The sequence below is a fragment of the Alcaligenes sp. GW821-FHT11D07 genome, from assembly GCF_058808495.1.
Genome location: NZ_JBXART010000004.1, coordinates 1 through 12,355, shown reverse-complemented (window position 1 = coordinate 12,355; position 12,355 = coordinate 1). Strand labels below are relative to the sequence as shown.

8 protein-coding genes and 3 tRNA genes are annotated in these 12,355 nt (G+C 49.1%); 9 read left to right on the top strand and 2 right to left on the bottom strand.

From position 1 onward, the window contains the following. Positions 1-52 precede the first annotated feature (52 nt). Positions 53-1,420, bottom strand: coding sequence for a diguanylate cyclase (locus AC1RSM_RS16790; RefSeq protein ID WP_492933715.1), 1,368 nt, complete (start codon positions 1,418-1,420; stop codon positions 53-55). A gap of 1,439 nt (positions 1,421-2,859) precedes the next feature. On the opposite strand from AC1RSM_RS16790, the gene AC1RSM_RS16785 reads away from it, so the two are divergent. After that, complete coding sequence (locus AC1RSM_RS16785; protein WP_492933714.1) at positions 2,860-3,918, top strand: metallophosphoesterase; 1,059 nt, start codon at positions 2,860-2,862, stop codon at positions 3,916-3,918. Positions 3,919-5,084: 1,166 nt separating this feature from the next. Here AC1RSM_RS16785 and AC1RSM_RS16780 read toward each other — a convergent pair. Next, positions 5,085-6,254: a methionine aminotransferase gene (locus AC1RSM_RS16780; protein ID WP_492933713.1), complete on the bottom strand. Its 1,170-nt coding sequence runs from the start codon at positions 6,252-6,254 to the stop codon at positions 5,085-5,087. An 876-nt stretch (positions 6,255-7,130) separates the two neighbouring features. On the opposite strand from AC1RSM_RS16780, the gene mnmG reads away from it, so the two are divergent. The 8 genes from mnmG to AC1RSM_RS16740 form a co-directional block, all read left to right on the top strand. Then, on the top strand, positions 7,131-9,047 hold the full coding sequence (gene mnmG, locus AC1RSM_RS16775) for a tRNA uridine-5-carboxymethylaminomethyl(34) synthesis enzyme MnmG (RefSeq protein WP_492933712.1): 1,917 nt from the start codon (positions 7,131-7,133) through the stop codon (positions 9,045-9,047). Further along, positions 9,044-9,715 (top strand): 16S rRNA (guanine(527)-N(7))-methyltransferase RsmG, encoded by a 672-nt coding sequence (rsmG, locus tag AC1RSM_RS16770; RefSeq protein ID WP_492933711.1) that lies wholly within the window; start codon positions 9,044-9,046, stop codon positions 9,713-9,715. The genes mnmG and rsmG overlap by 4 nt, the downstream gene beginning before the upstream one ends. Positions 9,716-9,717: 2 nt before the next feature. Beyond that, entirely contained in the window at positions 9,718-10,533 is an 816-nt protein-coding gene (locus AC1RSM_RS16765) for a ParA family protein (RefSeq protein ID WP_492933710.1), read from the top strand. A 29-nt stretch (positions 10,534-10,562) separates the two neighbouring features. Beyond that, positions 10,563-11,501: a ParB/RepB/Spo0J family partition protein gene (locus AC1RSM_RS16760; RefSeq protein ID WP_492933709.1), complete on the top strand. Its 939-nt coding sequence runs from the start codon at positions 10,563-10,565 to the stop codon at positions 11,499-11,501. 390 nt (positions 11,502-11,891) lie between these two features. After that, positions 11,892-11,978, top strand: a tRNA-Tyr gene (locus AC1RSM_RS16755). Positions 11,979-12,034: 56 nt separating this feature from the next. Then, positions 12,035-12,108: transfer RNA gene (locus AC1RSM_RS16750), tRNA-Gly, on the top strand. Between the two features lie 38 nt (positions 12,109-12,146). Then, positions 12,147-12,221: transfer RNA gene (locus AC1RSM_RS16745), tRNA-Thr, on the top strand. Between the two features lie 45 nt (positions 12,222-12,266). Continuing rightward, the coding region (locus AC1RSM_RS16740) for a GTP-binding protein (protein WP_032978997.1) at positions 12,267-12,355 on the top strand (89 nt) is incomplete at its 3' end.

The window sequence follows — 12,355 nt, the reverse complement described above, 5'->3', positions numbered from 1 at the left end:
TGTAGCACAGGTTGCCGCCATACGACATAAGTGCGCGGACAGGCTTGTCCTGTCAGATAAACACGACCCGGTCGCGTCCTTCTTCTTTAGCTTGATACAAGGCACGGTCTACTCGGCGCAGCGTACGTTCGTAGTCAGGATGGCCATCATACAGAGCCACACCCACACTGGCCGTAATATTCAAAATCTCGCTATCCATAACGCGGAAGGTTTCAGCGTGAATCCGAAGACGCAGGTTTCGCGCCGCGCGCATCGCCCCTTCAGCATCAACATCGACCAACACCAGCAGGAACTCTTCCCCGCCCAAACGGAACACATAATCCCCCGCCCGGGCACTATTGCTGAGCAGTTCAGCGAACTGGCGCAAGATCCGGTCCCCGGCATCATGGCCGTAGGTATCGTTCACGCGTTTGAAGTAGTCGATATCCACCGCCAGGAGCGCAAAACGGGAGCCCCGCTGCTGGGCATAGCCCACCTCTCGGCTCAGCACCACAGACAGGTATTTACGGCTTAGCAGACGGGTCAATACGTCCCGACCAGACTCCAGTTCATTTTGCTGCTCAAACAGGCGATCCAGATGCAGGCCAATTGCCCGAGTGCGATCGCGCAACTCGTGCAAACGCAGCACTTGCCCCTTGGTATCGTCCTGTTCAAAGGCGGGCAAGAGCTCCGTGTCGATACGGGACATCAGATCCAGAATTTCCCGGCTTTCAACCGTTCCCTGGAAAGCATGCGCACCTTTATGTTTGAACCAGATCCCAAAATCCGAGTCACCAATGCGCGGGACCGGTGTGGCCTCGTTATTGACGGCCATCGCAAACATGAACAGGTTTTCCCAGTCCAGCAGGGCGGCTCGCTGACGGCCTCGCTCGGCCGCGACGTTTTGCACGATGGCAAACAGCCGATATGACTCCTCCGCACGGGATTTTCGTTCCCGCGAGTTGGCATAGGCGTGGCTCATCAACTCCATCGCCAAATCAATAAAGTTTTGAACGTAGCGATAGCACTCCCAGGCCTGCTCGGGGCTGATCGTCGTGGATTCAAACAGGAAGCGGGCGTAACGCCCTTTAAGCAAGCGTGCACCGCGCAACACCAGGTGAACCGGCACCCCCACGCGCGCATGTACTTCGCCCACCTGGTTTTGCAGTTTGACCTGATCCTGCATATCGCTGTGCTCATCTACTGAGAACAGCTGTACCAACCAGCTGCGCAGGGATCGATGCAAGCGCCTGTGTACCTGATCATGCGACAGATAAACCTGTGCGGCCGGGTGCTTGAGCATATGCGTATAAAAATGGGTCGCAAGCTCGTCCTGGTTATCTTGGGTGATAGTCAGCACATGAGCACGGACCGCCAGTGGCACTTTCTGGAGCAAGCCGTGCCAGTCCTGTGCGGCTTCTTCGATATTCGGTTGAGGCATGAAGTACGGGAGGAGGGTAGCGAGACGATACTTAAGGGATAAACAGCCTTAGCGGCAATTGTTACATGGGGGGAGATTTCGCGCTATTTCTTATAGCGATCCAGACCATGGGCAAGCAGGAGAATACCCCCCTAAACAACAAGGAAAAAACATACCCCTTAAAGATAAGTGGGTGATGTCCAAGACAGGGATACAAAAAAGCCAGTCCTACGTTTACCTGTATTCGCGTGTACCGCCGCACCCAGGCTAGGGCCTGTCATTCAAAGCTAAGACTTTGTGGGCTGAAACGCCCTGAAAGTTCCAACACCCGCTGATTGTCCTATCAAAGCACCGAGCTGACAAAACGAATCATCAACTATCGCCAAAAAGCCACGATCCGGGATCAGGTCGGAGGTCCAGTGTGGCCGAACACGTCTCAAGCTGGCAGCTCGCCCTAACAGCCCCAACCGTTAACTGTACAAAAAAACAGGCAGTCACAAAACCTATTGAAGTGTTTGTTTAGCAGCGCCCGGGACTCTTGCTGAATCAATTCCACTATCAGCACCTGGCCTTCTCTATAAAGCTTGGCCTTGCTGAGGGAGAAGTAAATATCAACCGTATTAGCGGAAAGAAATCTTATTTTTTGTATTGATTTAAACGGATAAATCCAAAATAAGTAGATATTTAGAAGAATGATTGAAACAAAGCCGTGCTTTTCATCAATAACGATAAATCTAAAAAAACTCCGAGCAGCACCGTTTTGAAAAAACAGATCGTATTTTTAGTCTTCTATTTAAAAATTCCAGCTGATAAAAGACAAATAATATTTTTATAAAGAAAATTAGCGTTAAACAAACACGGTGATCTGAAAAACAAAACCATCGCTTTGTTAAAGATGAAAAACAAGGAATAACAAACGTGATGATAAAACTTATCCACAAATCTGAATAAAAAAGAAATCCACAAACTTATTAACAATTTCCATTAATCCAAAAATGAGAATATGGAAATACGAAAAACGCCAGTTGATAATTAAGTGAATAGATTGTGGATATTATAAAGGCTTAATTCAAGCTAAAACACTGGCCCGATATACAGATGGGCATGAGCGGCTCAAAGCAGGCCTGAACAAGCCTCATTGCCAGGAAAAATCGATCCAAGCCTGGGTAAAAAAGCTATATTTAAGGCTGCTTCTGGCTCCTGGAGCCTGTGGATAAGCTCCAAGCAGACCTGTTGTGGACGTGCTGTGGATGGAAGGGGGATAAGTCCCCCATCTGGCAGAGGTGCAAATTTTGTCCAGTTTCGGTCCACCGACTCAATGTAGGTGGTACACAGGCAAAAACCATCTGTAAGCCGTTGAAATAGAAGCTGAATTTCAAGCTATTCGACTTATCCACAGACATCCATTATCCATTATTAGTTATATATATACTTATTATTAAATAAAGATCACTCCACCCATGTCCAACTTTCTTGTACAGCCTTTACCTGCTGGTTCTTTAGACATCATCGGTGATGTACATGGAGAGCTGCAGGCCTTGCATCAACTGATAAAAAACCTGGGTTATCAAAAAGATGGCTCTCATCCAGATAAACGGACTCTCATTTTTGTTGGAGACTATTGTGATCGAGGTCCAAACAGCCCAGCGGTGATTGAATACCTTAAGTTATTGATAAATAATAATAAAGCAAAGGGTATATTGGGAAATCATGAAATCAACCTGCTGATCGATGATGCAAAAGATGGATCTGGCTGGTACTTTGATCAACGATACGAATCTGATTTAAAGAATTACGCGCCTTTTTCTCGTGTAGAACCTAAAAATAGAGAAAAAATACGCCAGTTTTTAAGCTCTCTACCCATTGCATTGGAGAGAAACGATTTAAGAATTGTGCATGCAGCCTGGGTAAATGAATCAATAAATGCCATCAGATCTGTCAAAAGCGATAATTTTCTTGATTTTTTCTTTGAATGCGAGCGTAAAGCAGATGTCTACGCAGAAAATAAAGGAATTCTGAATAGATATCTGGCTGCTAAAGAAGAATGGAAAGAAAAAATTGAAGATCCAGCGACGTATATGCCCTTATTGCAGGCTTATATTGATTACGACCTGGTTAAAAACGACTTCAATCCGATCCGTTTGCTAACTTCGGGGACTGAAGGCCCTGCTAGCGAAGCTTTTTTTGCTGGCAATCGCTGGCGCTTTTCGGACCGAACCCCCTGGTGGAACCACTACGACGACGACATTCCAGTCATTTTTGGCCATTACTGGCGCCAGCTTTTCCCTCGCCCAAGCGTAAAAATGTCTAAATATTCCTTATTATTCAAGGATATAGATCCATTTTCTTGGCATGGAAAGAAAAAAAATACATTTTGTGTCGACTTTTCTGTCGGAGCTCGATGGCGCGATCGTCACAAGGCCCAGTCGCCGGAAGATTCCGCTTTTCACCTGGCAGCCCTGCGCTGGCCAGAGAAAATCATCATGACTGACACTGGTTTTACCCATCCCATCCGTTAAATTCTCTTTTTTTGGCACTGTTACAATTTTCTTTCCTGTGGATAAGCTCTAGGAGGGGCATTGTGAACAGAGTGTGGATACTTAAGGCATAAGTAGGTACTTCCTTGTTTTACCCAAAAGTTGTACCTAAACCATCCACCGGTAAGCGGTAGATCTATCCCCGTAAAAAAAGACGCTAAGCTCTTGTTTTACTGCTACTAAAGCTACTTGTTCGACTTATCAACAGGCCTCCATCCACTAATCTTAGTAAAAGATTTAAGTGCTTGTTATATAAGATAAGTTCAGTCCCTTGCCTGCCAGGCCTCCACACTTTGCAAGTCAAATGTTCTCGACTAAGATGCAGTCCATGAACAAAAAACACGATCTCGTCCAAAGCTGGCTTATGCGGCTTTTGCATACAGCGTTTTGGGCTGCGAAGTCTGAAAATTTATTTTCAAAGCTGCGCAAGATCGGATTTGCTACCAGCTTTTTGATAATTTCTGCAGTATGAGAAAAATTCAAACAAAGCCCTTGGTGGCAACAGAGGGGTTGCTTACTTGCCTTAGTCGCTTGGCTCTGGACTGCCGGCGCTTCAGGCATTGTCTGCAACAGGAGCTTGTACTAGGTCAATCTCATTTGAATTTTTGACTTATCCACATTTTGTGGGTAAAGCGTGTATTGCTGGCTGCGACTTGCTTGTTTTAGTTGATTGGGTTTTATGGACTGTGTTTTTTCACAGCTCTATGTGGGGCCTGAGTCTAGTAATTTTGAAATAAGTCCTTGTTTTATAACTATATTTTTCACGGTTTTAAGTTTTAGGCTGTTTTTTCCGTTTGGTATTCGGGTCGGTAGATCGGATTCGCCAATCAGGGGGATTTTCCGTTTTATCAATGGAAAAGAAGCGATAACTGGGCAAAAAATCAGGGTTGCCCCCAAAGTTATCAACAGGAACGTGTTTGGGAGCAGACTCAAGCGTTTCACGCTCGACTGCCTTTGATGCGCAAAGCCTGGGTTTTGTCGTTTATACCTGCGGCTTTGTTTCTTGCTCGGACGGTTTTGTTCTACAGACCAAGAAAGGCTTTATTGCTGTGGATGGTGAAGATATCGCTGCCTTGCCAGTTGTCCACAAAAATCAGGACACAAAAAAACCGCCTTGCGGCGGTTGGGATGAAGCACTGTTTGACGGATCACACAGTACGCAGGCGATCGATTGCTTGATCCAGAGTGCTGGTTTGCTTGGCAAAGCAAAAACGCAGTAAACGGTGATTAGCTTGCTCTAAATTGGGATTCAGGTAAAAAGCGGAAACCGGGATAGCGCCCACTCCATGGACCTGGTTTAGGTGTTTGGCAAAGTCCAGCTCAGAAAGCTCAGAGATATTTTCGTAGCTGGCCAGCAGGAAAAACGTGCCTTCGCTGGGCATAGGCGTGAAACGCGTCGTTTGCAGGCCAGTAAGCAAATGATCACGTTTTTCTTGGTAGAAGGCCGGTAGGCTCTCCCAGGTAGCAGGGTTCTGCATATACGTGGCCAGACCTGCCTGTAAGGGGCTAGGAACGGTAAAGACGGTGTACTGATGGATCTTGCGAATTTCGGTGCTGAGATAGGCTGGGGCGCAGCAGTAGCCTACCTTCCAACCGGTTGCATGGAAGGTTTTACCAAAGGAAGAAACGATCACGGATCTTTCTGCCAGAGTAGGGCGGCTTGCCAGGCTCAAGTGATCTTTTCCGTCGAAAGTCAGGTGTTCGTAGACTTCGTCGGACAGAATGATCAAGGGATGCTTTTCTACGATCTGTTCCAATGCATCTAAATCCTGATCTTGCAAAATGGTGCAGGTCGGGTTGTGAGGGAAGTTGATCACCAGCATACGGGTCTTAGGAGTAATGGCGTTTTCAACGCGCTCCCAATCCACCCGGTAGTAAGGCACCGACGCACTGGGTGCTGTCATGGGTACTGCGACAGGGATCCCTCCTGCAAGCTCAATAGCGGGGATGTACAGGTCGTAGAAGGGCTCAATGACGACGACTTCATCCCCAGGGTGGACGAAGGCCTGAAAGCTCGCCATCAGAGCTTCGGTGGCGCCACTGGTCACTGTGATCTCGGTGTCCACATTGTAGAGACGCCCATATCTGGACTGGGTCTTGCTAGCGATAGCTGCACGTAGGGCAGGGTATCCCGCCATTGCGGGATATTGATTTACGCCGTCCAGCATGGCTTGATGTACTGCTTCAATCAAGGCAGGGTCTGGGTTGAAATCCGGGAAGCCCTGGCCCAGGTTGATGGCTTTGTGCTCTAGAGCCAGTTGGCTCATGGTTGTAAAGATTGTGGCGCCCACGGAAGGGAGCTTGGATGTGATCTGCATGGGTCTACCGGCATAAATAATAAAAGTGCACCCGTGGTCCAGCTTTGAACGACAATTGGGTGGCGAAGTATCAAATAAATCCCTGTCGAAAATACCATAGATTCCACTGCTATCCGTTGATCGTGGAACCACATAGACAGGATGCTTTCTTACATCGATATAGCTGCTTTCTATATAAGGCAGGCTGGCTTCCGTTGATCCCTTTTTTGTCGATAGATCCAGGCAAGCGCAGTTGATACGTGAAGGAATTTTTTTATCCTTAACTGGTCTGAGTGATGGATACTGAGGCAGTGGGGAATAAACAGGCGTCGCAATTTGCTTTCTTTTCCCGACGACTTCCTGCCTTCACTACCTTGATTCGTCCTTGTGAAACCAGGATCATCGTTCTTGATGGCCGAGACTCGGCGGATAGTTCGCCCTTGTGGACGGTGTACGTTAGCTGAGTTTTTCCTGCCGAATAGCTGCAAATTTTCTTATCGCCAGACTGTTGAGACGTTTTCTCGTTTATCTGGCAGTATTTCTTTTTATTGCGCTGTTATCCACAATTTCGCACCCTGCTAAATCGTCTTTTGGCCCCTAAGGCTGCACAGCCCGCCTAGATAGCTACTTTTAAGGTATTTAAGGGCTATAAGCGCGCCTTTTATGGCTTGCGCCAGTTGTGTTTTCAGCTCGGGTTTTTCCTTCAGGCTCCCTTGTTGCATGCGCCGAAAGAGCCTGGGGATAAAAAGCGGGCTATTTCTCCACAAAGTTATCCACAGTGGTTTTTAAGCAAATAAGTGTGTTCCACGTGGAACAGATCTTGGTTTCACATGTTTCACGTGGAACATCCACCACTTGTAATCGTATAATTGATTTTTACTTTCTAGCTGTTCTGACATGATTTATCCCGAAGAGTTTGACGTTATTGTCATAGGCGGCGGACATGCTGGTACCGAAGCGGCTTTAGCGGCAGCTCGAACCGGTGTGTCTACCTTATTGTTAACCCATAATATGGATACCCTGGGGCAAATGTCCTGCAACCCCTCGATAGGAGGGATTGGCAAGGGGCATTTGGTCAAAGAGGTAGACGCCTTGGGCGGGGCCATGGCATTGGCAACTGACCAGGCCGGCATCCAGTTTCGTACCTTAAATAGTTCCAAGGGGCCGGCAGTGCGCGCCACCCGAGCCCAAGCGGATCGCTCCTTATATAGGAAAGCGATTCGCGAGTGCTTGCAAAACCAAGCTAATTTGATGGTGTTCCAGCAGTCGGTAGAAGACCTGATCTTGGAAGGCGATCGTGTGGTTGGGGCTGTCACTAAGATTGGTTTGGAGTTCAAAGCCAAATCTGTCGTGCTGACTGCCGGTACTTTTTTGAACGGTTTGGTGCATGTGGGCTTGAATAACTATTCAGCCGGCCGGGCAGGGGACCCACCGTCAATTAGCTTGGCGCATCGCCTGCGGGAATTGAAGTTACCCCAAGGTCGATTGAAAACCGGAACTCCCCCTCGCATTGATGCCAACACCATCGACTTTTCCCGGTTGGAAGTTCAGCCAGGCGACAGTGATCCCATCCCGGTGTTTTCGTATATGGGGGATGTTTCCATGCACCCTCAGCAGATGCCATGCTGGATTACGCACACTAACGAGCGCACGCATGACATCATCCGTTCGGGCCTGGACCGCTCTCCCATGTATAGCGACCAGGGCACTATCGAGGGCATAGGCCCGCGCTACTGCCCGTCTATTGAAGACAAGATTCATCGCTTTGCGGACAAGAGCAGCCATCAGGTATTTTTGGAGCCGGAAGGTTTAAGCACGACGGAGATCTACCCCAACGGGGTGTCCACCAGCTTGCCTTTTGATATTCAATTGGCAATGGTGCGCAGTCTGCCTGGCTTGGAAAATGCGCGCATCATGCGTCCAGGTTATGCCATCGAGTACGATTATTTTGATCCTCGATCTTTGTATCCGACGCTGGAAACCAAACAGATTCGTGGCCTGTTCTTTGCTGGCCAGATCAACGGCACTACCGGCTACGAAGAGGCTGCAGCTCAGGGCTTGTTGGCTGGGGTGAATGCTGCTCGCTTAGCGCAAGAAAAAGAGCAGTGGTATCCCCGCCGTAACGAGGCCTATCTGGGTGTCCTGGTGGATGATTTGATCACCCGTGGTGTGACCGAGCCTTACCGCATGTTTACATCGCGTGCCGAGTATCGCTTAAGTCTGCGCGAAGATAATGCGGATCAGCGTTTGACTGAAATGGGTCGTGAGCTGGGCTTGGTGGATGACGCCCGGTGGGATCATTTCAACCGCAAGCGCGATGCGGTTGCACGTGAAATCGAACGTCTGAAGGGTACGTGGGTGAACCCCCGTAGCCTGCCTGCCGATCAAGCTCAAACCTTGTTGGGTAGAACAATCGAACGGGAATATTCCTTTTTTGATTTATTGAAGCGCCCTGAGGTGGATTACAAAAAGCTGATGGCCGTCTTGAATGATCAAGGGACGCCCGTTGCAGGCCCAGGTTTGGATGATGCTGTACATGTTGAGCAGGTAGAGATCCAAGTCAAGTACGCGGGCTATGTGGCTCGTCAACAGGATGAAGTTACCCGTCAGGCTGCATTAGAAGAGCAGGCTATTCCAGAGGATCTGGATTATGACGACATCAAAGGTTTGTCTATAGAAGTGCGCCAGCGCTTGAAGGCTGCCCAGCCTTTGACGATTGGCCAGGCTGGACGTGTTCAGGGTGTAACACCGGCGGCTGTTTCATTATTGTTGGTACACCTGAAGCGCAAGCAAAAAAACAAACACACGGCATGAGCGATATTTTCTCAAAACGACTGATCCAGGCCTTGCAGGATTTAGGCCTGGATCAGGACCCTATCTTGGTACGCAAGCTACTGGATTACATTAATCAGTTGCAGCGCTGGAACCGCACTTATAATCTGACCGCCCTGCGTGACCCAGATCAAATGCTGGTGCAGCATATTTTTGATAGCCTGTCGGTTGTTCGTCCTTTTCAGGACTACCTGGCCAGCAAGAATCAATCTGCAGCAGAATCTGTACGGATTGTGGATGTAGGTTCAGGGGCTGGTTTACCAGGTGTGGTTTTGGCTGCATCTTGTTCCACGTGGAACATCACCTGCATTGATGCTGTTGAGAAAAAAATGGCATTTGTTCGACAAATGGTGGGCGTCTTAGGTCTGCCTAATTTGTCGGCTATGCATGTTCGGGTAGAGCGGCAGGAACCCATGCAAGCTGATATTGTGGTTTCCCGAGCTTTTTCTTCGCTGCTTGATTTTGTGAATTTGGCAGGTAGGCATGTACGCCCAGGTGGGCGTATTGCAGCTATGAAAGGGAAAGTGCCCGATGTGGAAATAGCTGCTTTGCAATCTGAAAGTAATTGGCAGGTCGAGCGAATCGAATCATTAACTGTACCGGAGCTAGAGGCACAACGCTGTCTAGTGTGGTTGGTGCAGCAAGGATAATCATGAGTAAAAACGACGAAAAATCTCCCCGTGCCTATGTGTTTTGTATTGCCAATCAAAAAGGCGGGGTAGGCAAGACCACCACAGCAATTAATTTGGCCGCTGCGCTTGCGATTCTGAAGAAAAAAGTTTTGTTGATTGACCTGGACCCCCAGGGTAATGCCACCATGGGTAGCGGTATCGATAAAAACTCCCTGTCTGGTAATCTTTATCAGGTTTTGATCGGCGACGAAAGCATTGCTAACGTAAAGATACATTCAGAAACAGGTGGCTATGACGTTCTGCCTTCCAATAGGGAGCTGTCCGGAGCCGAGATCGACCTGATCCAGATGCAAGAGCGTGAGCAACAACTCAAACAGGCGCTCGCCCAGGTGCTGGACGATTACGATTTCGTGCTGATTGATTGCCCGCCTACCTTGTCCTTGTTGACGCTCAATGGTCTGGCTAGCGCTCATGGGGTCATCATCCCTATGCAGTGCGAGTATTTCGCACTGGAAGGGCTGTCGGACCTGGTCAACACAGTTAAACGGGTCTATCGCAACATCAACCCGGATTTGCAATTGATTGGACTGCTGCGGGTGATGTTTGATGGTCGCGTGACTTTGCAGCAGCAGGTGTCTAATCAAATCGAGACGCACTTTGGCGACAAAGTGTTCAAAACGGTGGTGCCCCGTAATGTGCGTTTGGCCGAAGCACCAAGCCACGGTATGCCAGGTATTGTGTACGACAAAAACTCCCGGGGAGCCAAAGCTTATATGGACTTTGGCAAAGAGCTGATCAAGCGCTTGAAGAAAGAATCCCGCAGCGATAAGGCGTAAGGCACACAAGAATCAATAGGAATGTAAGCATGGCTACACGAAAACCCAAAGGTCTAGGTCGAGGCTTGGATGCCTTGCTCGGTGCTGATGCAGGCGCTATCGCAACCATAGGGAAAAAAGGCGAAACGACGGCAGGTGATGGCCTGCCTTCCAGCCTGCCCGTCAAATCGCTGAAAGCCGGGGTCTATCAGCCGCGTACGCGCATGGACGAAGGCGCCTTGAACGAGCTGGCCGAATCCATCCGCGCACAAGGGGTGATGCAACCTATTTTGGTGCGTCCCCTGTCGGGCAAGGATAAAGGCAAGTACGAGATCATCGCCGGCGAACGACGCTTCCGTGCCTCGCAGATTGCAGGCCTGGAAGAGGTGCCGGTCCTGGTGCGCGAGGTGGGGGACGAAAACGCCGCCATCATGGCCCTGATCGAGAATATTCAGCGTGAAGATCTGAACCCGCTGGAAGAGGCGCAAGGGGTCAAGCGTTTGCTGGATGAGTTCGGCCTGACCCACGAGCAGGCTGCGCAAGCAATTGGCCGTTCACGTTCGACCACCAGCAACCTGCTGCGCTTGATCAACCTGGCAGAGCCGGTGCAGATCATGCTGTTGGCTGGCGATATCGATATGGGCCACGCCCGTGCCTTGCTGGCTGTAGACGCTGCGCGCCAGATCATGTTGGCTAACGAAGTGATTGCGCGCCGTCTGTCAGTGCGTGAAACCGAAAAACTGGTGGCCCGTACCTTGCACGAGGATGATGCGCCAGCCAGCAAGCAGGCACAGAACAAGGCCAGTCGTACTGGCGATGTACAACGCTTTGAAAAGGTTTTGTCTGACCACCTGGGCACCAAAGTGACGTTGAAGGTCGGTGCCAAGGATAAAGGGCAGCTGCAGATCTCTTTTCATGGCTGGGAACATCTGAATGCCTTGCTGGAAAAGCAGGGCTTGTCGTCTTTGCTGGAGCAAACAGACGATTAAGCAGCACAATTGAAGTGAAAAAAGCCGGCCTCAGGTCGGCTTTTTTTATTCCTGATCGAATTTTAAGCAAGAGCAGGGTGGGGGGGCTAAGCAGAAATCAGGTGGCCACGGGAAGGAGAGACAGCGACAAAAATGGATAAAACCTAAAAATGTATTATTTGCTTACAAAATTAAAGCCTTAAAAATCAGAAAACCCTCTGTGTTAACCCGTATTTCATTGATATTTGCCGGCCTTGAAAGTATCTGAAGGTCTGTCTTCAAACGGTAAAAAAACGGAGTGAAACCCCCTTAAAAACGGGTTTTTTCAAAAAATTTAAGGATTTATCCAGTTTTCCTCTCCAAAGGCTTGACGAGTATTAAAAACATGTCCATAATTCGATTTTCGCTTCGGGTGGGATGTCCGAGTGGTTAAAGGAGGCAGACTGTAAATCTGTTGACCCTGCGTCTACGTTGGTTCGAATCCAACTCCCACCACCAGCACTTTTCTAAGGTCAGCCAGCAAGGCGGCTTTAGGAGAGGGTGAAGAAAAGTCTGCGGGTGTAGCTCAATGGTAGAGCAGAAGCCTTCCAAGCTTAAGACGAGGGTTCGATCCCCTTCACCCGCTCCAGGTTTGAAATCTTTGGCTATTCTCAGCTGAAGTTGAATGCCCATGTGGCTCAGTGGTAGAGCACTCCCTTGGTAAGGGAGAGGTCACGCGTTCGATCCGCGTCATGGGCACCACACCCCTCATCTCTCTATATCGTTCTATCCCTTCAGGAGTCTGCCATGGCTAAAGGCAAGTTTGAACGGACTAAACCGCACGTCAACGTCGGTACTATCGGTCACGTTGACCACGGTAAAACCACTCTGACCGC

Excerpts from the sequence above, each read along its gene's own strand:
- AC1RSM_RS16785 (WP_492933714.1), top strand. The coding sequence starts at position 2,860 with ATGTCCAACTTTCTTGTACAGCCTTTACCTGCTGGTTCTTTAGACATC.
- AC1RSM_RS16780 (WP_492933713.1), bottom strand. The coding sequence starts at position 6,254 with ATGCAGATCACATCCAAGCTCCCTTCCGTGGGCGCCACAATCTTTACA.
- AC1RSM_RS16765 (WP_492933710.1), top strand. The coding sequence starts at position 9,718 with ATGAGTAAAAACGACGAAAAATCTCCCCGTGCCTATGTGTTTTGTATT.
- rsmG (WP_492933711.1), top strand. The coding sequence starts at position 9,044 with ATGAGCGATATTTTCTCAAAACGACTGATCCAGGCCTTGCAGGATTTA.
- AC1RSM_RS16760 (WP_492933709.1), top strand. The coding sequence starts at position 10,563 with ATGGCTACACGAAAACCCAAAGGTCTAGGTCGAGGCTTGGATGCCTTG.
- AC1RSM_RS16790 (WP_492933715.1), bottom strand. The coding sequence starts at position 1,420 with ATGCCTCAACCGAATATCGAAGAAGCCGCACAGGACTGGCACGGCTTG.
- mnmG (WP_492933712.1), top strand. The coding sequence starts at position 7,131 with ATGATTTATCCCGAAGAGTTTGACGTTATTGTCATAGGCGGCGGACAT.